The sequence below is a fragment of the Herpetosiphon sp. NSE202 genome, from assembly GCF_042688385.1.
GTDB lineage: Bacteria > Chloroflexota > Chloroflexia > Chloroflexales > Herpetosiphonaceae > Herpetosiphon.
The window spans coordinates 149930-172954 of sequence record NZ_JBHUPY010000015.1; the positions used below are offsets into that span (position 1 = coordinate 149930).

A 23025-nucleotide genomic window follows, 5' to 3' on the forward strand; every position below is an offset into this window, starting at 1 on the left:
CCTCTATTACAATCTCGAAACAAATGTGCTAAAATGAATTAATTCGCGTCATCGCAGGGGAGCCGATGTGCTATACTGCCGATGAAACGTGCAACTAGAGGAGCGACCGCAATGACTGCCCCTGCATCTCGGGCTAAAACAAATGCGACACCGCGCCGCGAAGATGATCATGAACTGCGCAATTATCGCTTGGAAGAGCGGATTGGCCAGGAAGAATTGACGACCATCTATCGCGCCCGCCACCTAACCCTTGATCGCCCGGTTGAGGTGCATGTGTTACGCCGTTCGGATTGGGTTTCGGTCAGTCGCTTTGGGCAGGCTGCCCGTTTGGCTGCTCGGCTCAAACATCCAACGATTGTGCCTGTCGTCGACGCTGGCCACGATGATCGCTTTGGTTACTATTTGGTCACGCCGCCGCTTGGTGGGCGCTTGTTGCAAGAAGTGCTCGAAGATGGCGCGCTCTCGGTCAGCGATGCAGTGCGAATCTTCAGCGATATTGCCAAAGCCCTTGATACCATTCACGCCGAAAACATTGTACATCGCGATATTCAGCCGGGCACGATTGTCGTCACCGAAGCTGTGCATGATCAAGCTGTGAGCCGCCATGGCTTTTTGACCAACTTTAGCTTGGCGTGGAGCAGCGACGGCCCCGATCTCTCGCAACTGGAAGAGGCCGATTATTTGACGGCCTATGCTGCGCCTGAGCAAGATTTTAAGCAAAATGCCACCGAGCCAAGCCTTGATATTTATGCCTTGGGCGCGGTGCTCTACCATATGCTGACTGGCGAAGTGCCCCCAGCCCCCGGCCAAACTCCCAAATCATTGGCCGATTTCAATGAAGCGCTTGCGCCTGCTGATCGGGTGTTGCGGCGCTTGCTCTCGCCCCAAGCCTCGGTGCGCTATAGCTCGGCCAACCAAGCGGCGGCGGCCTTACGCCAAGCGTTGCGCGAAGCCTTGCCTGTTGAAGCTAGCACCAGTTTAGCGCCTGTTGCCGCCAGCAATGTTGAAAGCGAATGGCTGGAAAATCCGGTTGAAACAGTATTGGTGGGAATTCTCGATGGCGATTTTGTGCAGCGAGGCCGCGATTGGGGTCGGCAGTTGCACGAGCCAAGCACTTTGCGGGCGGTGCTTAATCGCTGGAGCAGCCAAAATATGGTGCGGCGGCGCGATTTGGGCAATGCAATTATGCCTGAGCGTGTGGTCAGCTATAACTTCTATACCTACGAACTGCGGGCGTATTACGAAACCCGCACAACGCCGGAGCCGCGCGAAAAACCCTATCAAGGCAGCCGCATCAGCACCAGCCAAAATCCGCCTGGAGTTTGGCAAGTGATCCTGCCCGATCCCCAGCCGTTCGATGAGGTTCGCCCGACCGAGATGGTTATTCCCAACTCCGAGCGGGTTGAGATGTGTATTTATTGTGGCGGCAAGGGCGATTTGCACTGTACCAAATGTCATGGCCGTGGCTTGCTCGAAACCAAGCGCGTGCAGACCAATCCTGATGGCAGCAAAGAGCGGCGCACGATCACCGTCGATTGCCCCGAATGCGAAGGCGAAGGCCAATCGGATTGTGGGCGTTGCCAAGGTTCGGGCCAAGTGTTGACCGAAGATGTATTTTATTGGTCGCGTTGGGGCAAGCTCTGGGAAAATACCGATGATGAGGCGGGCTTGCCGTTGGCCGATATTCGTGAAAAAGCCCAGCAAGTGTATACCGCGCACATTGACGTGCGTGATACCAAATGGCATGCGATTGCACCATTACACGAGCTATTGCAAGCTGCCGAGAATGTTGATGCAGAACAACAGACCCGCCTGTTGCATGCCGAATTGACGATTCATGGCACGCCAGTTACCGAGGTTGATTATAGCGAGCGCAATCAAGCCCATACCTTATATATGATTGGCTTTGAGCCAACGATTGTGCGCGGCAATTTTACCTTGTTTGATCGCGAGCGAATTATGTTGTATAGCGTGATTGGGGTATTGCTGTTGATTGCGGTCGTTGGGGTTTTGATCTTCTAAGCAAACCTGCCGTCCTCAATTTCTTCCTCCTAATTGAGGACGGCTGACCCTCTGCTCAATCCTTCAATCCCACAAGCGTTGCGATTCCTGACCTTTGGTACATGGTTGTGTTCCTTTAGCGTTGATATAAACGCATAAAACCAACCCGACTTTGGGGTTGGAGCTGTAATGGTGTATCTAAATTATGGACTGCTACGCCATCGAGCATCAGCCAACAATCGCCAGCGCGAAACGCTGCTTCAGCTTGGCTGCGCACTTGCTCGGCGGCAATCATGCTGTTATAGCTTGGTTTGGCAATCAAATAGTTGAGGGCAAGGCTTGGGAGATTGGCTTGATGGCTTTGGCTGAGTTCATTGTGCACATGCTCTTGCAGCAATTGGCGCGCTGAAATTTGGCCTTGGGGCAGAGAAATCAGGCTTGGCGGGGTGCGAAGTTCATTGACAAGGCCTAGTAGGTGGGTGGTCACTGCGACACAGTTCGTACTCATAACACATCCTTCAACACAATTTGCGTGACGATCGAAAGTCTACCTGCTGATTGTGTCAATGAGTGTCACAATAGTGTAAGGATGAAGGATGCAGTCAAAATTTAAAAGCCAATCGCCAATAGGCCCTTCGCGTTCTTCGCGGTTACGCTCTCTTCGTAGCACAATTTTAACGCTTGGGCAGCGCAAAGGATGAGAGATGAAAAGAGCAGAGGTGGAAATCAAAAGCTCAATTGGATTATAACGAAAATAAGCTATTAACAAAGAGAATTAATGTTGGTTATATTAGTGACCTAGCTTCCAATCCACAAATCTGATCAATCTATAAACCTTAACATTGCTTCTTTGGAGCGCTGGAGCAACAGCGAAGGCAATTTATTGGGAGGGAGCAGCACCTTGAATACATCATCATCTCCGCTTGGCCAACTTATTCAAAGCATCATGCGCGAACATCAAGCACCAATGGCAGTCATTGAGTTACAACAACAGCTTCGACGTAAGGGATATGCAACAGCCCCCGAAATTTTGCGAGATATTTTGCGAGACACTGCAATCTGGACAACCCTTGCTAATGACAAATATAGCTTGCGTGACATCTTTGACGATATTGAGTCTGATGCAGTTGATCAAACCTCAACCGCGATTTATCTATCTAATCTTCGTTTAGCCTATGCTGATTATTGTGTGCTTGATCTTGAAACGACAGGCTTTGAACCTGAATCGAACCAGATTATTCAAATTGCAATCCTTCGCGTTATTCATGGAAAGCCAGATGAATTTCGCAACTGGGATGTTCAGTGTGATCCTGACCGTTTAGATCCTTCATTGCGACGCGTATTACATCTAGATTCAGACCGCATTCAAAGGATTGCTTCGGCCCCTCCGATCGATGTCATTTGGCCCGCTGTCCGTAGGTTTATTGGCGAACAGCCACTGGTGATTCACAATGCTCGGTTTGATATGGGTTTTCTGCTTCACCACGATCCTTCCCTTCAGAATCCAATCGTTGATAGTTTAGAGTTAGCACTGCTTGTATTTCCCTATGCTCGTAAGCATACATTGAATGCCTTGGCTGAAGCGTGCAGCATTCGGTTAGAAACGATTAATGTCGACACTATTAGCGGCATTCCTAGTGATCATCGGGTTGCTGAAGAGACGCTCCATGATGCAATAACTGATGTATTAGTTCTTGCAGAGGTGTATCGTGCATTACTACATCGTTGGGAGCATTCAACGTCAGCATTACGAGGATTATGGGCTGAACTATTACCATCTACCCATGTTCTAACCAGATCAAGCAACGATATAAGCCTTATATTGCCTGCTAATCACCTACCTGAAGCTCGCTTATCAAACAAGCTTCTTGCCCCAACCGCAGAGGCCTTGCTTGATCAATTTGCTGTATATGCAAAACTCAATCCACGATCGAGCCAGCGGATAATGGTGGAAACAATCACTGCCGCGCTTTTGAGTGATACCTCGCGGTTGATCGAAGCACCTACTGGAACGGGTAAGACTTTGGGCTATCTTATTCCTGCTATTTGGGAAGCCCGTCGAACCGGACGACGGATCGGGATTGCAACTGCCTACAAAAATCTTCAGGATCAACTGCACCAGGAGATCATCCGCCTGCAAAAATTAATTCTATTCAATACTGCCTTAATCAAAGGGGCTTCAAATTATCTTTGTTTGCGTGAATTACAGGCGGCAATTGCAGTTTCTGCTACCGCTAGTTGGGAACAACGCTATCTTTTGGCATTTCTGGTGCATTGGGTTGCGCAACATACTGATGCAACGCTTGATGAAATTCCTTTTTGGCTTAAACAAACCTTTAGTGACACCAACCAGTTGCTTAATGATCTTGCAGTTCAACCTACAACCTGTACTGAACGCCGCTGCCAATTTTATGATCAGTGCCATTTCTTTGCAGCTCAACGCCGAGCTGAACAAGCCGATATTCTTATTATTAATCAAGCAATTTGGCTGAATAGCGCGCCTGATAGTTTAGGCTTTGATGCGCTCATCATTGACGAAGCCCATAATCTGGAAGATATGGCAACCAGTGCCTTCCAACAAGAAGTTGGCGAGCATTCGCTCCGACGATTACTGACAATGCTGTATGTACCAAATACTCGACGGGGTTTAATGGCTCAATTAGCCAACCAAGCCTTGCCACCAGAGACTCGGAGCCAAATTAAAAAAATTCAGCAAGCTGTTGGCCAAGCTTTACGGCTTATTCAAGAATTGCGTAGCGTCTTGGCAACATTTGTATTGGCGTGTGATGAGACCTTTGATCCGCTTCAAGGTGCACGATTAAGACTTTCAGGTGCACCCGCCCGAATTTATCCAGTTGCATGGTTAAAGGTTCAGCAAGCTTTAGATCAACTTTGGAAGGGCTATCTTAACCCACTCATTACGGAATTAGCTGCCATTACTCCATGGGTTCATGTTCAAAATGAGATATTAGGCCTGAAATTGGCTGCTGTTCAGACGGAACTATGTAATCAACAAAGCCTGCTCGCAACCATGCTTCAAGCACGATTTACTAACCAGATTATATGGATTGCAGTCCAGACGCATGAAGCAAATGCCCATTGGGCTTTTTGTACTGCGCCCTTGTCGGTCGCTGAAGAGCTTGCTGGGCGCTATAAACAGCTGCGTTCAGTCATTCTTACTTCCGCTACATTAACCACGGGACCCCATGATTTCAGTTTCTTTGTCGAGCGACTTGGGCTTGCTAGTAGCTTAACTGCCGCTCAATCCATGATCCTTGCTGGGGCACTACCTTATCAAGAGCATGTGGTTTTAGGGCTTCCGGCCTACTTAAACTATACTCCCGCCCGGATAACGCAAACCAGTTTTGTTGAAGAACTCGCTGCCGAGTTGCAATTGCTCTTAACCTTCACCGATGGTCGAGCATTAATGCTATTTACATCGCGTCAGCGGCTTGAACACGTTTACCAACACAATGGGCTTATGCTTGAGACTCAAGGAATTCCAGTTTTTGCTCAGCGCCCAAGTGGATCACGCCAAGCGCTGATTGATGATTTTAAAGCCCATGGCAATGCGGTGCTCTATGGATTAAAAAGCTTCTGGGAGGGAGTTGATGTACCTGGAACGGCTCTTTCATTCGTGATAATGGAAAAACTTCCCTATCCTGCATTTAATGACCCAATTCATGCTGCTCGGCGTGAGGCTATTGCTCGTCAAAATGGCCGTGAATTTCAAGAATATCTTTTTCCCTTGATGGTTTTGCAGTTCAAACAAGGCTTTGGCCGGTTGTTGCGTACCCCAACTGATCGTGGGGCAGTCATCTTGTATGATAAGCGGATTGGGCGAAAAAGCTATCTACCGCTCTTGCTGGGCGCATTACCAGGCTACCAGCCCCGTGACCTAGTAGCAGAGCAATCCAGACGTGCGTTTTATACAATGCTTGCGAATCGGCTGCCCGATATCCTTAATCTGGCGGAAAAAGCTGATTTTCTAGCTACAGTGCCCGATATTCTATTGACTGATCTTGAGGCGTTGATTGAACGGCTTGGAATTCCCGATCCATTGACTGAGGAAGACTATGATGACTGGCGACCTCAAATACTTGATGCTTTACAAGCACTTTATGGGTTTGCGGCATTTCGTTCAACTGAACAAGAAGCTGCTTTTCGGGCCATGCTTACTGGCCGTGATGTGATGGCAGTATTACCTACTGGAGCGGGCAAATCAATTTGTTTCCAATTGCCAGCATTGTTGCGCCAAGGTACAACCATCATTTGTTCACCACTTATTGCCTTGATGAAAGATCAAGTTGATAAGCTGTATGAGAAGCGCATTGAAGTTGTCGCGGCGCTGATGAGTGGTCAGAATGCTGCTGATCGCGAAGAAATACTAGCCCGATTACGCGCGGGTCGCTTGCGCTTGTTGTATCTTGCCCCAGAACGTCTCCGTGATCCCGTTGTGCTTGCTGCATTAGCAAGTGCTTCGATTCGCCAAATCGTTGCCGATGAAGCCCATTGTATTGCCCTTTGGGGGCCAAGTTTTCGCCCTGACTTCTTAATGTTGCCACAGATATATCAGCAATTACAAGCACGTCCCCCGATTGCCGCTTTTACTGCCACTGCAACGACAGGAATTACTGAAGCAATTATCTCTGCACTTGAAATGGCTGAGCCAATTATTGTTCGATCGTCAATTGATCGGCCAGAACTGCGTCTGGTCATCATTGACCGCAATCATCGCTATCACCCAATTCGTTCAAAAACCGATCAAATTCGCCAACTTTTATTGTTAGTCCAAACTGCCGTCCAGCGCAACGAAGCAATGCTTATTTATGTTTCAACCGTCAAAGAAGCCGAATATTTGGCCCGCCTACTGCAAGTTGCAGGAATTGCCGCGCGCGCATATCACGGACGGATGGATATTCAAGAGCGTACAATCATTAGTGAACAGTTTATGGACGATCTCTTAACAATTATCGTTTGTACTAAAGCATTTGGTATGGGAATTGATAAACCAGACATTCGTTATGTTGTTCATTTCAATATGCCTGGCGATCTTGAATCGTACTTCCAAGAAATTGGCAGGGCTGGGCGTGATGGCAAACCAGCCTATGCCGTAATGCTCTATCATCCTTCAGATAGGCGGATTCATGAGTTTTTTATTGCGCAAAGCCAACCTGATAGTCTCTTGCTTGCTCAATTGTGGGCTTGGATGCGTAGCCAACCACCTGAGTGGATCTTAAATCCTCAGCAAGTATGCGAGGATTTTGAAATTGATGAGCTTGAATTACGCAGGATGTTGTATCTCTTAGAACAAAGCAAGCTGATTCGGCGTGGTGCCGATGTAACTATCCGTGGCAGTCTAACCCTCTTGGGTGATTGGCAGGGCCTGATTGCTCGTTACTCTGGGGATCGCAGGATGTTGCTTGAAAAACTGGCCAATTTGCTACCGCAGCATGGGTGGCTTCGTAATGAACTTCATCTAGCGGATCTTGCAGCTGAACTTGGGGTTGGAATTGTGCCATTTGAAGCGTGGTTAATTGAGGGTGCTTTGCACGGTTATTGGATTTATCGGCCTTGGGAAAAAGGCTATCATATTACGCGATTCGTTGATAGCGACACCCTATTACCAAGGATTGATCAGGCTACGGTTCAACACCAACAAGCAAAGCTACAACAAATGCAGCATTTTGTTCGTGATTCCCAATGTCGTTGGCAAGCATTACGGCTCTATTTTGGCGAAGCTTGTGGACTTCCATGCAATACGTGTGATCGCTGTACTCCCGAACAGTATTATCCTTGGAGCAATAAAACCAGCCGTGACGTGCCTGATGTTAGCGATTTTCTTGATCTTGCTGGCAGTATCATTGCGGTAGTTTGGTGGAATGAACGCCGGATGCATGAAGGGAAGAATCCATTTGGCAGTAAGGCGATTCTTCAGCTTTTGCGTGGCGATGAATATCGCTTGATGTATCGTTATCCAGCAGGCCCGGCTGCTGATGCTCGACGTAATGCACTTCGTAGTTGTCCATATTGGGGTGTTTGTCGCACCTTGCGCCGTTCGACCCGCGAACTTCAGGCCCTGCTCGATCGGTTGATCCGAGAGGACTATATATCAATAGGAACAGCGGTACTTGACGAAGATCGTAGTTATGAGTATCTTGCCCTTACTCCTAAGGGGCAAACGCAACGCCTCAGTGCCACTCGTCTTGAGTGGGACGCTGCATCCAGTTGATGTATGAGAGAACACCTATGGCAAGCGAACTCTTTGACCAATGGACGACCAATGCTTATCGGGCGGATACCTTAGGCATCATTAGTGCTCTGCTCCACGGCTATTCTGGTGGGATTACCATTGTGCGTGAAATGGCCCAAAATGCCGATGATGTGCCTGGCGATGGCCAACGCTGGCTCGAATTTCACTTCAATGATCAGTCGCTTGTCATTCGCAACAATACGACTTTTCGTCCGATTGATTTTGATAATATTAAAAATATTGCCCGTGGTGGCAAGCGTTCGGAGCAGCGGAATACCATTGGGATGTTTGGGGTTGGATTTGTATCGGTCTATCAATTAACCGATACACCTATTTTGCGTTCAAGTGGTCAAGAACTTTGTTTCGTACCTGAACATGGTCACGTGTTGGAGCGTCCAAGTCAGGTCGTTGATGTTACCGAGTTCGATTTGCCCTATCGTCGTCATCCTACAAGCACAAGCGATCGCTTGGGAATGCCCGCAGTTACTGAGCTGGCGCTCCAAGAAATTCAGACTGCCCTTGCTGATGAGGCTTATCGGCTATTATTTTTCTTGCGGCGGTTAAGCAAAATTTCAATGTATCGTAATAATCAGCCGATCTGTATTGTTGAGCGGCAGATTATTGCCGCCGCCACGCCGAATGATCCCGATGAGCTTATCATTACCCGTCAGCACCATGATGCAGTTGAGCAACATCGCTGGTTACGCTATCACGGCCAAGTGCGAGTCGCTGCGCCCCGTCGTCCTGATGGCTCGCCAGCCAAAGATGCGCAGGTGCAAATTGTCATCCCCGACCAACATGTGCCTGATGTGATTTGGAGGGATCTAATTCCAGGTCGGCTGTACAATTATTTGCCCACCGAAATTGAAACTGACTTGCCATTTCAAATCAATGGCGACTTTTATCCTTCAACTGACCGCAAACATATTGATCAAGATCATGCCAATCATCGCGATTGGAATAACTCGGTCTTTAAAGGTTTAGGTGAATGTCTTGCTGCCGCCTTACCTTCACTGCTTCAGCATTTTGCCGATGTGCCGCTTAAACTCTATCAACGCTTACCAATTAATAAAGCAGCCAGTAATCTGGTTAAGCCAATTATCAATTGTTTCTTTGATGCAGCTGCCAAACTACCAATTTTTTATGCTAATGACAAATGGCAGATTGCAGCTAAGGTGCGCTGGGCCCAAAAAGAACTGCACTCTATCGCCAAGCAAGTTGACCTACGTTTGATGGATGCTGAACTCCAATCGGCGGCGTGGGGATTAATTCTACGGGCGAATGTGCCCGAATACACCCTGCGCGATTTTCTTAAACGTGTTAGCATCGAAATTGCGGCGGGGTCGAAATTAGCGGCTGGACCAGCCTATCTCCAAAATCGTGCTCAATTAGCGACAATTTATACGATGCTGGAGAAGGATTTTGCTCGCCCCGATCAGGCTGAAATTGAATCAACGCCCCTCTTTATTGATCAGTTTGATCAGATGTGGCCAGCTAACGCTTGCGTATGGACAAACCAAGCCGTAATTCGGCAAAATCTCCATGCGAGTGGTTTGCACTTTTGGGATGTTCCAGCCGATACATATCCACGTTTAAAGGCCGCGCTTGCCGATTTTGAGTTAGCTCATGTATGGAGAATTCTGCGCACGCAACTTAATAAGAGTATGCCGCTCAGTGAAGCCCCACCATGGCTCAATACCCGCCAGAAACTTTATACCCTCTATAAAACAATTCGCGAAACCCGCGAACACGTTTCCCAACATGATACTCAAGGTTTACACCTTTGTCTTAATCGAACAGATTGGCTTTGTTTAGCCAATACCCTACGCATGCCGCATGATGAGCCAATTATTTATGATTTGTTTGCCGATGACCCCGATGCCCCATTAGTAGCCCGCGCAACGTGGGAAGAGAAGCCGTATCGTGGGTTGTATGAGGATTTTGGGGTTGGAGTGTTTGATTATGAGCTAGTGCTCAAACGCCTCGAAAAAGTTATTCGGGTCGAATCAGCATTAGCCGACGCGCATCCACTTATTAATAGCCGTGAAAAAGCTCTCAGGTTATATCGTTATTTATCACGCCACCGCGAAGAATTTCAGCCTAAAAATATAGAATTATTACGTCATCGATTACCGCTCTGGCTGGCCCACGATCAATCGTTCCATTTTGCCGAACATGTTTCATTGCCAGCAAGTAACAATAGCTGGCCCGAATTTATTAAAATCGATGCTGTGCTTGATATCCCAACTAGTGCTGGCTTAGATCCGTTTTTTGCCGATACCTTAGAGCTGAAACGGCTTGATACAGCCCGTTTTATTACGCATCATTTGCTACCACAATATGCAACATTGCAGCAGTCAGAGCAAGGTTTGGCTTTAAAGTTTCTCCGCACAGAGATCGAATTAATCCGTAGTAATCCAGGGCTGCTTGAGGCAATTCAGCAGACCGCCCTCATTTATGGCGATGATGAAAGGTTGTATAAACCGCGTGAGCTTTGCTTTCCACGAACCCGTTTGCGGAGTGTTTTTCCTGATTATTTTCATGTACCGCACCAAATGTATGCAGCCCCGCTCAATGCAGAAACCCATTGGGTATGGGAACCATTATTCATGGTGCTTGGAGTTCATCGAGTTGCCCCAGCCAATGTAGTTTTCGATGAAGTTCAACGGCTGACAACTGGTGGGATGCTGCCACGGCATCAACGGGATGCAATTGAAAAAATTTTTCGCTACTTAGAAGAGTATTGGCATTTTTATCAGACAACAACCTTATCCAAACGACTTGCTGAACGTGCTTGGCTCCCAGCTTTGGATGACCAAGAGCATTGGTATAAACCCAAAGATCTGTATGACATTACCCAAAAAGCATTGGTCGATCAAGTAGCCCATATTTTGGGTTTCAACCAAGCTATTCGCCCCCGCAAAGACATTGCCGAAGCACTTGGTTTGCACCCATCTCCTAGCCGTGCCTTAGTTGTAAAGCAATTGCTGGCCTTAAAGGATGCGAATAAACCAGCCGCAGACCAATTATATGCGTATCTAATTAACGCTACTGATGAAGAACTTAAACCTCTGCACCATAAACCTATTATCTGGGATGAGCAAAAAAGAATCTATCGCAAAGCTAGTCATATCCTTTTAGGTAACTATCAAGCCGATTTTGGGGCATATCGTGGCTATCTCACCAGTGGCAATAGCCAACAATTGCTGCGTCGCTTAGGTGCTAATTCTACCCCAAGCGATCACGATTATATCGAGTTGATTGAGCAAATTAGCACAGCTTTTCGTATGCGTGAAGTTCCCCAAGAAGAACAACGCTTATTGATGAATGCCTATGAACGGCTTCGGAATGCAGAACCAGCTTTACTGGAACCACTCAAGCAGCTACCCTGCATTCTAAGCAAAACAGGTGATACAGTTCCCTTACTTTGCTTGCCAAATTATGCTATTTTTCAGCCAACTGAACGGTTTATGCAACTCTTCCCAAACTTACCGATAGCTAGTTACACTCCCGATGGCGAAGAGTTGCTGCGTAAGCTAGGGGTTCAAGCAATTGAGCAAGTTCGCCAAGTTGAGTTTCAACTCCAGCCAAAACATACGCATCCATACCCATTTTTACCAGAAATCAGTCGGCTCAACTATGCTCTGACGCGCTTATTTCATCATTATGGTTTACTTGCCCAAGTAGAAGCAAAAATTGCCGAACTTCAAGTAATTAAAGCTTATCTTGAACCTTCAATTCAGGTCGTTTATACCGTTAAGCTGGCCGAACAAACCTATGTTAGTAAAAAAATCACTGAGCCTTCACTCTATAAACGCGATGCCCAAACCGCTTATATCTATCTTGAACAAGGTTTAGATCAGCAGCAAAAGACCAAGGCCTTAGCTCAAGCACTGCTCCAAGTATTGCAGATTCCAGTCTTACTCGTGTTATTGAAAGAGTTGCTCGCCGATCCTCAGAATTGGGTCCAGATTCTTGATGAGAATAATGTAAAACCATTACCACCAGAAATTCATTTTGAATTACCTGAGACAAATATTGAAGAATTTCAGCTTGGCGAGCAATATCCAGAGCTTTCAGCCAACTCTCATGAGGCCCTACTGCCCAGCACGAGTTATCCCATGCCAGAACCGCAGAAACCTGAGCCGTTTGCAGATTCTCGTTCTAAGGATGTACTCACTGAGCCAAATGCTAAAGCGAGTGCTGTATTTAACGCCTCATCGGCATTAACAGGATTAGGGCTTGAGCATGAAACGCTAAGCAAAAAAGCCCAACGTAGTACTGGTTCGCTATCCAATGGCACTAAAAATAACCTAATCCAGCCGAAAAATGAGACTACGCCTGTTAGTCCACTGAAAATACCCATACCATTACCTGCGATTAATCAATCCAACAAGGTTATTCCGCCGTTTATTGGCCGGAATAAATTAAGTAGCCCTGCAATTCAGACCGATATCGATGGCTTGAAAGATCGAGTTCGCACCTTTATAGAGCAACAAGGGCTTGATCTCGATACTTCAGTTTCCCCCGCCAGGCCTCAATTGCCAACCAAACGTGTTTCAACCAAACCAGCCGAGCCACAATTGGCCAATGTAGCTCAATTTACCTTGTCGTTTAGCGAAGTCTCACAAGGCTTTTTACGTTTATCAGCCAAGGCCCGCGAGCTTTTTCTGCATAAACCAGCATTTGTGCATTGTACAACAGACTTTGATCAGCACTTTGATCTGTATTTCGCTTGGCAACGTGATATGCCAATTGCCTATAATCAAGCTGAATTAAGTGGATTTTTTGCCGAACAACAAATTCCAGCAGGTGGGATTGTCTATCTTGAATTAATTCATGGCGATAGCTACCGACTTTATTACAATCAAGTGCCGCATAGCGTGCCTGAAGTACGAATTGCAATTAGTGAGCAGGGGGTGGTTTCTTATGAAATTATTGATGAGGTTATGGTTCATTGTGAAACTAATGAAGCAATTTATCGTGCTGAAAAACGCCATGAAGATCAAATCGCACTTTGGCTAGAAGCAGTTGGTAAGAAATCAATTGAGGAAACCCTCTGTGATTTATTATTGGTTTCTCCCGATGGTTGGTTGCATGAGACCGACTTAAAAGCAATGATTGGTGCTGAACGGATGGTTGCAGCCTCAACCGTTGAACAAACGTTGCATAAACAACCTTGGTTTGTATCTGATGCCAATGGTTTTTGGCGGCTTGACCCAAAATCTTTACTTGCTTCACATAACGATGTTTCACAAAAATGGCTTAACCTTAGCCAGAAATTAATTGCTAGTGATGATCAACAGCTGCTTATTGGGCTTGATCCGCTATTGCGAATGTTACACGAGTTGCGCCAACGTTTATTAGCACTAGAATCGCAGCAATTAAAACAGGTTGTAGCGGTTGATGATCAACTTCAAGATCTGATCAGTTTGTTGAATGCTGATCCTTACAACCAAATTGCAGAACAGTCTTTGCTTGAAGAACTACAGCACTATATTGCTGATGAAACGATTGATCTATTAAATAATTCTACGTTACGTGGTTGGTTTGAAACAGCGAATCAGGAAGTTTGGCGGCTGAGTATCCGTCCGTTACTGAACAAAGAATTGCAAATCCTCCGTCGCAATGATCAGTATGAACGAGCTGCCGAATTGGCTCAGTGCTGGGCAGATTTTGATCGTAGCCATGGCCAATCAATTGAAACCTTGGTCAGTGAAGCTCAAGCGTGGCGTAGGATTAACGAGCATAAAACGGTAGATACCATTATGCAGGCGATTGAGCAAGCACCAAATTTGATTAAGCTCCGAGAAGAACTTCATATTATGCTTCAGGCAGAATTACAACGACATACTATCGATTATTGGCTTCAGCATTCAACGCCAATTCAAGCAGTAATGGCATTATTCGCTTATGTGCAGGTATTTGAGCCAGCTCGGGATAGTCTTGCGCGCGAAGACCAAAAAGCATTTGATCGAACAGTCCAACTTCAAGCTAAGCAGCTAGCTGCGCAACTTACTGATTCGTATGATCGAATGGTATTGGCACTGTCGCTGGCGCAAACAATTAAATTGCCGTTGCCAGAATCACACCTTGCTGATCTTGTTAATTATCTAAAGCGAGCTGATGTAGGGTCAATTGATACCTTACTTATTGGGTTAAAAGCTTGGAATCTTTGTCAATCTGTGGATTATTTGCATAATGACATTGCTGATAGCTTGGCTCGTTGTCATAGTGTCCATAGAATTTGGGAGTTAGCTAATAATCAACCATGGAAAGCAGCATTATCAGCAGCGCAAAAAAAGCAACTCCATCAGGGATGGGAACAACATCGGGCTAGTCAATTACAGCGTGAAGAGCTTTTCCTAACGCAGCTTCACGGCTATACTTCTGCATTGGGTCAACTCCTGAATCAAGATCGTTTGGGTCTACAAACAAAAGTTCAGCGCGATATTCAAAATCTGCTTGCAAGCAGTGCTGGCTAGTTAAATAATTATTGCTGTCATCAGTGCTCGCAGCATGCAGGGGTTTTTGGGCGCTGTTAATGAGTAACCAATGCGATAAGAAGAGTAGCTAAATTTTCTATTCTTCTTGGCCTGCGTGGTTTAAAAACCTACTCATGCAGGAAAAATTTGGCCTTGATCGACATTCATGCGGGTAATTTGGCTCAAAAAGCTAGGCGAAAAATCATCAAGATCGGTTGCTGTGATTAAAATTTGTTGCTGAGGTCGCACAATCGTGGTCAATAAATGCTCGCGCCGTTTTTGATCAAGCTCCGAGAGCAAATCATCAAGCAGCAATACTGGCCGATCGCCAGTTCGGGCATGCATCAACTCGGCTTCGGCTAGGCGTAAGGCCAAAGTTGAGGCCCGTTGCTGACCACGCGAGCCAAAACTGCCAACTTCGCGCTCGGCCAATTGAATCGAGAGATCATCCCGATGCGGGCCGATCAAGGTCACGCCGCGCTCACGCTCCTCGCGGCGTAATTCCTTCAACGCTGCCAGAAAACTTGGTAAATCGTGGGCTGGCGTGGTATCCAAATAGGTCAAGCGCAAGGCCAAATCGCTGCCGCTAATGTCTGCATACAAGCGTTGCGCCAGATTATCCAGATCGGTAACGGCGCGGCGGCGTTCGCGTAACACATACACGCCTGCTTTGGCCAGCTCCTCATCCCAAAATGTCAAATCTTGTTCGCTGGCGGCGCGGCCCCGCTCGCGGCTGGAACGCAACAAGCCATTGCGCTGGGTCAACACTTGGTTGTAGCGCGAAAGTGCGCGCACATAGCGGCCATCAATCTGCGAAAGCGTGACATCAAGGTAGCGCCGGCGTTCAGCAGGTGCACCAGTGACCAGCTCCAAATCTTGGGGCGCGAACATCACCACCCGTAATTGACCGATTAAATCGAGTGCGCGACGGGCAATTTTATTGATACGAATCGTTTTGCTGGTGGTTGGCAATAAATCGCCATCTGCGCCAAATTTGCGTTGCAGCACAATCTCAATTGTTTGCATTTCGGCCTCTGGTTGGGGTTGCAAGCTGGCTGCCAAACGAGCGAATGGCGCTAAACCAAGGTCGCCGGTTGCTTCAAGCGCAATCAATTCGCGTTCGGCAGAGGCGCGAAGTGAGCGAGTTGTGGCCAAATAGTATAATGCTTCGAGAATTGTGGTTTTGCCCGCTGCATTGGCCCCATAAAACAAGCATACACCAGGTGGTAAGGCTAAAATGAGGCTACGATAAATTCGAAAGTCTTGAAGCTGCAGGCGTGAAACATACATACACGGTCACTCAAACGCTAAAATGCAAACAATAGAGCTATTTTAAACCCAAACCTGATTAATAAAAAGTCAAATATGGGCTTTGTGGGCAAGGATGCGCAATGGATTCAATTAATCGGTTAATTACTGGCTTTGCTGGGCATTGGTCGGTTGATTTTCGCAGCAGTAATGGCGCGGTGTATTATCACTATCAAGCAACGCACCAGCTTCCTGCTGCTAGTTTGATTAAACTATTCTTGGCGTGGCAATGGTATACAACCAATCAGCCTGTTTGCAACGTATTGATTAGTGAGCCAATGATTGTTGATTGGGATGGGTCGCTGGCCCATGATCTTGGCATAATGCTTGCCAGCGATCAGCTCATCCAGCGCATGCTCAATCAATCAGAAAATAACGCCACCAATCTCATTTTGGCGCAGCTTGGTGGGATTAATGCTGCAAACATGTGGTTGCAGCAACATGGCTATCAGGCAACGAGCTGGGGCCGCGTGATGCTCGATTTTCAAGCTCGTCAACATGGTTTTGACAACTATACTAGTGCCCAAGAGGTAACTCGGCTGTTGCATACCATGACCACTACGGTGGGCAAAGGGGGATTAATGGCTAGTACCCTCGTAAAGAGCCTCGTTAACTCAGCAAGTGACGATAAAATAGTAGCAGGCCTACCACCAACTGTCGTATGTGCCCACAAATCGGGGGAGCTTGACGATGTTGAACACGATGCAGCCTTGATCTATAGCGCTGACACATGGGATAGTTTGGTGATTATGGCCGCAGCCGTCCCCGACCCAAGCCTAGCTCGGCAGCAGATTCGCGAACTTACCAGCGAGCTATGGCACAATAAAAACCTGCTCCACCCCACGGGTGAGGCAGGTATGATAGATAGCTGACCGCGTGGCGCTTGGCCTATTGCGGGCCGTAAATATCAAGCGCAATATTATTGCGATTGTTGGGATCGATTTTGATTGGCAAGACTGCGCCAGGTTGAAACTGAGGAATTGAAATCATCGGAATAACGGCCTTGGTTTCGGTCTGATATTGGCCTAAAGGGCCATTGATTTCCAAGACTAAGCCAATTTGAGGATTGCGATTGATTCGCAGACCAGTTTGATAGACATTAATAATCCTTGCTTGGCCAGGCAACCCTTGTTGTAATAATTTTTTATTTGGGCCAAATGCCCGTGGGAGGATAATAATTAAGACAAAAGCAAACACGAAACTGCCAATCATCCAAAGCATACTCGAACTCATGATGTCACTACCTAGGTTCTGCATACCTACCTCCGTAATCAAAAAGTACTAACAATACCAGTATCGTTATGTACGTGCTAAAGATTAAAAATGTCGCAGCTAGCTAGCTATTGGATGCTTCATGATCAGCAAACGTCGAGGATGAATTTTTTTTGCTGGTAGGGTTTGATTGACGCTCTTTACATTGATTTTAGCAATACGGTATACTAATCAGAATTGTATACCTGCGCAGGGACTATTCCATGCTGAATGCGCCGTCTGTTGCATCATCGCTTGATCCTGAAGTTTCCCCACCGATTGTTCGTGTGCCCGGTTTAGTTGGGCTGCCGTTTTTACAGCATGGTTTTTCAACCCGAACCTGTGGCAATCTGGCGACTCGTTATGGCCCACCAGCAGAAGTTGGCGCAGCGCGGCGGACGTTTGCGCGAGTTGCTGGGATTGATGCCAGCCGCGTGGCTCACTTTGCGCTAACCCATAGCTCACGGGTTGGCTTAGTTAGCGATCCCGATTGCATGGCGATCGATAGCACGCCGCATCGTATCTCGGTGCGTGGTTTGTTGGCCGATGCCTCGCCGCGTGACCTTAGTTTTATCAATGCGCAGGGAATTCCCAATCAACAAGGGGTTGATAGCCTGATTACGACCACACGCAATTTGGCCTTGTTTATGGTGGTTGGCGATGCAGCGCCGGTGATTATTACCACGCGCCAAGGCAAAGCGGTGGCGCTCGTCAACATGGGTTTGGTGGGCACAGTCAACAACATTTTAGCCCACACGATTGAGGCGTTGTGCCATTTGGTGGCTTGTCAGCCAAGCGATTTAATTGTAGGCATCGGCCCTACTGTTGGCCCTTGCTGCTATGCTTTGGCTCAGTCGCTCACTTGGGCTCAAGTTGTTTCGCCTGCCTTTTTTCAACAGCACGGCCCCAACGCCCCGGGCATTATCATCCGCGATGAGCAATATTTCTTCGATTTGCCGCGCATGATTGGCTTTTTGCTTGAGCAAGAGGGCGTGCAAAGTGCCAATATTCACTCAATTGATCGTTGCACTGCCTGCCCCGATACGGCTTTTTTTGGCCATTATGCTGGCGTGGCTGGGCGCTTTGGAGCTTTAGTCGCTTTGCGTTAGGGCAAATAGGCTGCAAACAAGCCCAAAACTAATTCTGGCCGAAATAATAACGGGGCCGGAATAATCGTCCAACTCAGGGTCCAAATAATTTGACGATAGCTTGAACGCCGCAACCAAGCCCGCAACCTGCGCTGGCGCTCCAAACTGGTAGCCGCAATTTGAACCACAAAATAGCCAGTTGGCCAGCCCCAACCACCAGCCGCCGGATAGCTCAGCAGCAATTCATGCAATAGGCCAGAAACAATAAAAACCATCGCTGCCGCCCAGCGTGAGCCAATGATTGGCTTCAATGGCTGCCAAACCACCACACTCAACACCTCGTGGACTGCCATATTCCAGCGCTTGCCCCACCACTCGCTTACCGAGCGCGCATAGATTGGCGCTAAAAATAAGGGCTGCATCTGCCAGCCAAAGGCCTGCCAAATAGCCAAATAGACCCGCGTAACCCCAAAAAATAAGCTGACGACTACACCAACCAAGGCCAGCCAACAGCGCCATAACAGCCATAAGCCAACCGTTGGCGTTGGCCAAAACCATGCAACCAACCCAATCACTCCGCCAAACCCCAACCACAATGCACCATGGGCCAGATTTTTGCGCCAAGCGAGATCAGGCTGGCGTGGCAAGAACCATGGCTCAAGCTGCATGCCCAGCCAAAAAATAAATCCCAAGCTGCGCCAAAAGCCAAGTTGCTTGGTTTGCGAATGTGGGCTGTAGAGCAAGCGCCAACCTTTAAACGCCAGATAGGTTGGAACCCAGATTGCGATAATGCGGCCCCAAAGCGGCCAAGGCTGACTGAGCCAAAGCCCATTGCCGATGGCCAAGAGGGCTAAAAACCAAGCTGCCCAGCGTCGTTGCTGAGCATCTCGGAGATACTGGGGCAGGCTCAAAAGTGCCAAACCAGTGCTAATCAAAAGGCTAATTAACCACACAACCCTCATCGAGCGTCGTTGCCTTGCAGTGGCTCAAGCTGAACGATAGCGTGACGCAATTGGGCCATATAATCCATTTCTTCAAGGTCGAGGTTGGCGCGTTCGACCGCCAATTGGATTAAGCTAACCAAGCCGCGCTCAGGATCGTTGACTTTGCGTTCCCATTGGGCACTGGTCAGGCCACGCAACAAGCCCAAGCTGGTTTCGCGAATATCCATAAAACTGCCAAGCTCCTCGGCTGGGTTGAGCACAAACGCCTTGGGATAGCGATTGAAAATCGTATTCAACGTGGGGTTTTCAGTTTTCAGGGCTTGCTCAACCACAGCGATTAATTCGACTTCGCCGCGGCGCAGGCTGGAAAGGACTTGGGCTAATGAACGAGCAAAACCTTGAGGTCGCTCTTGTTGAACATCAGGCTGTAAGCCAAAAACCCGCAAGCGCACGTTATCGAGCGTGCTGGCCATCACTGATAAAGCCCATAGTTCGTTATGAACTGGATCGTAAACATCGGAATGTGCCATGATCAAATATCCCCTTAATTGGCAATCGACATGCACTGCTAAGTATAGCAAAGAGTTGCTATCAGGTAGCGGATTTAGATGATTATGCTGGTTCGTTTTGGATGTTTAGAGTGATTTGAATCTTTTCGCCACCCTTTCGTCCCGCCACCGGCGGGAGACGCAGGGGGTTTTCATCCCCCTGCACCCCCAAATATTTCTTCGTGGACTGTTATTAGACTTCAATTGAACCAACCATTTGCTTGGATAGTTTCTTGATCTGACCGAATGACTTCGCTGAAACTACTTGCCGCGCAGCTTAAAAAACTGTATCATACGCCTAGATTCCACTACAGTGCATTTATGGGAGCCTTCATGCAGGTTTTTGTCCACCTCGATGAATTATTAACGCCAGCCTTGCTTCAACAACATCAACGCCATATCGTTGATTTTTTGGAGATGGAAGGCATCGCGCCTGAAGCCGAGGTTGGGCGCACCAAAGTCAGTGAACGCGCCGCCAAAGAATTACTCGCCGAACTCGCCCATGATCTCGATCAAACACCAGAAGATCAGTAAAACACGCTGATCCTGCGTTCTAGCCACCGATCGTCAATGGCCGTTGCCAGCTGGCAATGATTTAACATCAGCTGTATAGCCCCAATATCCTTGCTAACCACAGACGTTGTCGTTCGCCGTTGAATTGCTGCAAAGGTCTATGGAGGTAGCCCATGTCGTTTCGTAACCTTGGTGAGTTGTTTCGCGAGCGTTCCCAAACCTTTGCCCATCTCAACCGCTGGCGAACTAGGCGCAATGGCGAATGGTTGACTTGCACCAACGCCGAACATCAACGCCATGTCTATCAACTGATGGCTGGGTTTCAAGCGTTGGGGCTGCAAAAAGGCGATCGGGTGGGGATTATGGCCAACACCAGTGTCGATTGGCTTGAATCGGATTGGGCGCTGGTTTGTTCTGGGGCTGTGCCAGTTTCAATTTATCCCTCACTGCTGGCCGATACCGTGGCCTTTATTGCCCAAGATGCTGAACTTAAATTCCTGCTGATTGAAAATCGCGAACAATACGATAAATTGCAAGCAGTCCGCTCGCAACTTGAGCATATCGAGCGAGTAATTATTTTTGATGGCCGCGATTTGCCCAGCGACGACCCTTGGATTTTATCGCTCACTAGTTTGCGCCGCATGGCAACCAACGATTCAACCGCCCAAGAGGTTTTTGCTGCCACCTGCGCCCAACAGATTGAGCCTGAAGATCTGGCGACGATCGTTTATACCTCGGGCACGACTGGCAATCCCAAGGGGGCAATGTTAGCCCATCGCGCTTTGCTCGGTGAGTTAAACGCCATTCGCACTACGATGGGCATGAAGGTCGGCGAAGATGATGTGTTGTTTTTGCCAGCAGCGCATATTTTTGGCCGCTTGCAGCATATGTGCGGGGTGGATAACGGTCTCAATACGGCAATCATCGAATCGATTAAACAAGTGCTTGACGATGTGCAAGCAATCAAACCAACCTTCTTTTTCAGCGTCCCCCGCATGTACGAAAAGATTTTTAGCACCGCCCAAGCGCGCGCCGAAGCTAGCCCGATTCGCAAGCGGATTTTTGCTTGGGCCATCAAGATCGCGCGCCAACAAAGTGGCTACAAAGCCCAAAAAGCTGCTGCGCCTGCCAGCTTCAAGCTAAAATATGGCTTGGCTGATCGCTTGGTGTTTAAGAAGGTTCGTAGTTTGCTTGGCGGTAATATTCGCTATGCGATTACTGGCGGCGCGCCGCTCGACATCGAAATTTTGGAATTTTTCAATGGCGCTGGGGTCTTGTTGCTTGAAGGCTGGGGCTTGACCGAGACCTCTGCCGCCGTAACCGCCAATCGCCCAGACGATTATCGGCTTGGGACGGTTGGCAAGGTGTTTCCTGGCAACGAACTCAAAATTGCCGCCGATGGCGAGGTGCTAGTGCGCGGCAATTTGGTAATGAGCGGCTACTACAATAATCAGAAAAAAACCGACGAAGCATTAATTAATGGCTGGTTTCACACGGGCGACATTGGCACCATTGATGCTGATGGCTTTTTGAGCATCGTTGATCGCAAAAAAGATTTGCTGATTACTGCATCGGGCAAAAATATTGCGCCGCAAGCAGTCGAAGCTGCCTTTAAAAATAGCCCCTACATCTCGCAATGTGCAGTGTTTGGCGACCGCCGACCCTATTTGGTGGCGCTCTTCACGCTCGATCTGGAAGCAGTGACCGCTTGGGCTAATCGCGAGCATGTGCCGGTTGATGCTAATTTACATAAACATCCCAAATTGCTGGCCGCGATTGAGCACGAAGTCCAAACGATCAACCCAAGCTTGCCTTCGTTCGAGCAAATTAAGGCCTATGAAATTTTGGCCGAAGATTTTACAATTGAAAACGATTTACTTACGCCAACGCTCAAAATTCGTCGCCGCCAAATCTACGACCGTTTTGCCAAAACGTTTGAGCAATTGTACAAACGCTAGAGGATTGTTGTGATTACGATTCAAACCTTGGCCATCGGCCAGCCCCAAACCTACCACGATGAAAAAGGCGCTTGGTCGTCGGCGATTGGCCGCCATGCTGTTGCTACGCCAGTGCGCCTCGAAAGCTTGGGCCATGTTGGCGATGCAGTTGCCGACACCAAAAACCATGGCGGGCCGGATAAAGCTGTGTGTTGCCAGCCAGCCAGCCATTATCCCTTGTGGCAAGCAGAATATGGGCTAGCAGCTGATCACCCGATGTTGCAGCCAAGCGGCATCGGCGAAAACTGGACGCTGAGCAATGCCACTGAGCACGATGTTTGTATTGGCGATGTGTTTAAGGTTGGAAGCGCACTGGTGCAGGTCTGTGCGCCGCGCTACCCGTGCACCAAACAAGATCGCAAACTTGGGCTTGATGGCTTGCAACAACGCACAATCGCCAGCTTGCGCAGCGGCTTTTATCTGCGGGTATTGCAGCCTGGCGAGGTACAAGTTGGCGATTCATTGGAATTAATCGAGCGTCCGCATCCTGAAATTACTGTGCATAAAGTTAACCAACATCTGCACCACGATCGCGATGAAGCCTTTGGGCGTGAGTTGTTGGCCATGCCCGAACTTGCCGCTAGCTGGAAGCGAATTATTCAGATGATTATTCCCAGTTTGGCCTAGATTCCCTCAC

At 48.0% G+C, this 23025-nt stretch carries 13 protein-coding genes; 8 read left to right on the forward strand and 5 right to left on the reverse strand.

Annotation, left to right across the window (positions count from 1 at the left end; genetic code table 11):
• Positions 1 to 111: 111 nt before the first annotated feature.
• Positions 112 to 2022, forward strand: a complete 1911-nt coding sequence (locus tag ACFMKP_RS18635) for a protein kinase (protein WP_382293971.1) — start codon at positions 112 to 114, stop codon at positions 2020 to 2022.
• 115 nt (positions 2023 to 2137) lie between these two features.
• On the opposite strand, the gene ACFMKP_RS18640 is transcribed toward ACFMKP_RS18635, so the two are convergent.
• Positions 2138 to 2509: a hypothetical protein gene (locus ACFMKP_RS18640; protein ID WP_382293973.1), complete on the reverse strand. Its 372-nt coding sequence runs from the start codon at positions 2507 to 2509 to the stop codon at positions 2138 to 2140.
• 393 nt (positions 2510 to 2902) lie between these two features.
• Between ACFMKP_RS18640 and ACFMKP_RS18645 the strand changes: the two genes are divergently transcribed.
• Together ACFMKP_RS18645 and ACFMKP_RS18650 are read left to right on the forward strand one after the other, a co-directional pair.
• Positions 2903 to 8233: a RecQ family ATP-dependent DNA helicase gene (locus ACFMKP_RS18645; RefSeq protein WP_382293975.1), complete on the forward strand. Its 5331-nt coding sequence runs from the start codon at positions 2903 to 2905 to the stop codon at positions 8231 to 8233.
• A 17-nt stretch (positions 8234 to 8250) separates the two neighbouring features.
• Complete coding sequence (locus ACFMKP_RS18650; RefSeq protein WP_382293977.1) at positions 8251 to 14739, forward strand: sacsin N-terminal ATP-binding-like domain-containing protein; 6489 nt, start codon at positions 8251 to 8253, stop codon at positions 14737 to 14739.
• A gap of 132 nt (positions 14740 to 14871) precedes the next feature.
• On the opposite strand, the gene recF is transcribed toward ACFMKP_RS18650, so the two are convergent.
• Complete coding sequence (gene recF / locus ACFMKP_RS18655) at positions 14872 to 16029, reverse strand: DNA replication/repair protein RecF (RefSeq protein WP_382293979.1); 1158 nt, start codon at positions 16027 to 16029, stop codon at positions 14872 to 14874.
• A 101-nt stretch (positions 16030 to 16130) separates the two neighbouring features.
• Between recF and ACFMKP_RS18660 the strand changes: the two genes are divergently transcribed.
• Positions 16131 to 16919, forward strand: coding sequence for a serine hydrolase (locus ACFMKP_RS18660; protein ID WP_382293981.1), 789 nt, complete (start codon positions 16131 to 16133; stop codon positions 16917 to 16919).
• Positions 16920 to 16935: 16 nt separating this feature from the next.
• Here ACFMKP_RS18660 and ACFMKP_RS18665 read toward each other — a convergent pair whose 3' ends face one another.
• Positions 16936 to 17268 (reverse strand): hypothetical protein, encoded by a 333-nt coding sequence (locus tag ACFMKP_RS18665; RefSeq protein ID WP_382293983.1) that lies wholly within the window; start codon positions 17266 to 17268, stop codon positions 16936 to 16938.
• A gap of 317 nt (positions 17269 to 17585) precedes the next feature.
• On the opposite strand from ACFMKP_RS18665, the gene ACFMKP_RS18670 reads away from it, so the two are divergent.
• On the forward strand, positions 17586 to 18407 hold the full coding sequence (locus ACFMKP_RS18670) for a laccase domain-containing protein (RefSeq protein ID WP_382293985.1): 822 nt from the start codon (positions 17586 to 17588) through the stop codon (positions 18405 to 18407).
• On the opposite strand, the gene ACFMKP_RS18675 is transcribed toward ACFMKP_RS18670, so the two are convergent.
• Positions 18404 to 19339: a wax synthase family protein gene (locus ACFMKP_RS18675; RefSeq protein WP_382293987.1), complete on the reverse strand. Its 936-nt coding sequence runs from the start codon at positions 19337 to 19339 to the stop codon at positions 18404 to 18406. The two genes, ACFMKP_RS18670 and ACFMKP_RS18675, sit on opposite strands and share 4 nt — an antisense overlap.
• Positions 19340 to 19344: 5 nt before the next feature.
• Entirely contained in the window at positions 19345 to 19860 is a 516-nt protein-coding gene (locus ACFMKP_RS18680; RefSeq protein WP_382293988.1) for a hypothetical protein, read from the reverse strand.
• Between the two features lie 351 nt (positions 19861 to 20211).
• On the opposite strand from ACFMKP_RS18680, the gene ACFMKP_RS18685 reads away from it, so the two are divergent.
• The 3 genes from ACFMKP_RS18685 (at position 20212) to ACFMKP_RS18695 (ending at position 23015) form a co-directional block, all read left to right on the forward strand.
• Positions 20212 to 20412 carry a hypothetical protein gene (locus tag ACFMKP_RS18685; RefSeq protein WP_382293990.1) on the forward strand — a complete coding sequence of 67 codons (201 nt, stop codon included), beginning with the start codon at positions 20212 to 20214 and terminating at the stop codon, positions 20410 to 20412.
• A gap of 152 nt (positions 20413 to 20564) precedes the next feature.
• The gene (locus ACFMKP_RS18690) at positions 20565 to 22349 is read left to right on the forward strand and encodes an AMP-dependent synthetase/ligase (protein ID WP_382293992.1); all 1785 of its coding nucleotides are present in this window, start codon (positions 20565 to 20567) and stop codon (positions 22347 to 22349) included.
• A gap of 9 nt (positions 22350 to 22358) precedes the next feature.
• Entirely contained in the window at positions 22359 to 23015 is a 657-nt protein-coding gene (locus ACFMKP_RS18695; RefSeq protein ID WP_382293994.1) for an MOSC domain-containing protein, read from the forward strand.
• The last annotated feature ends 10 nt before the right edge of the window (positions 23016 to 23025 follow it).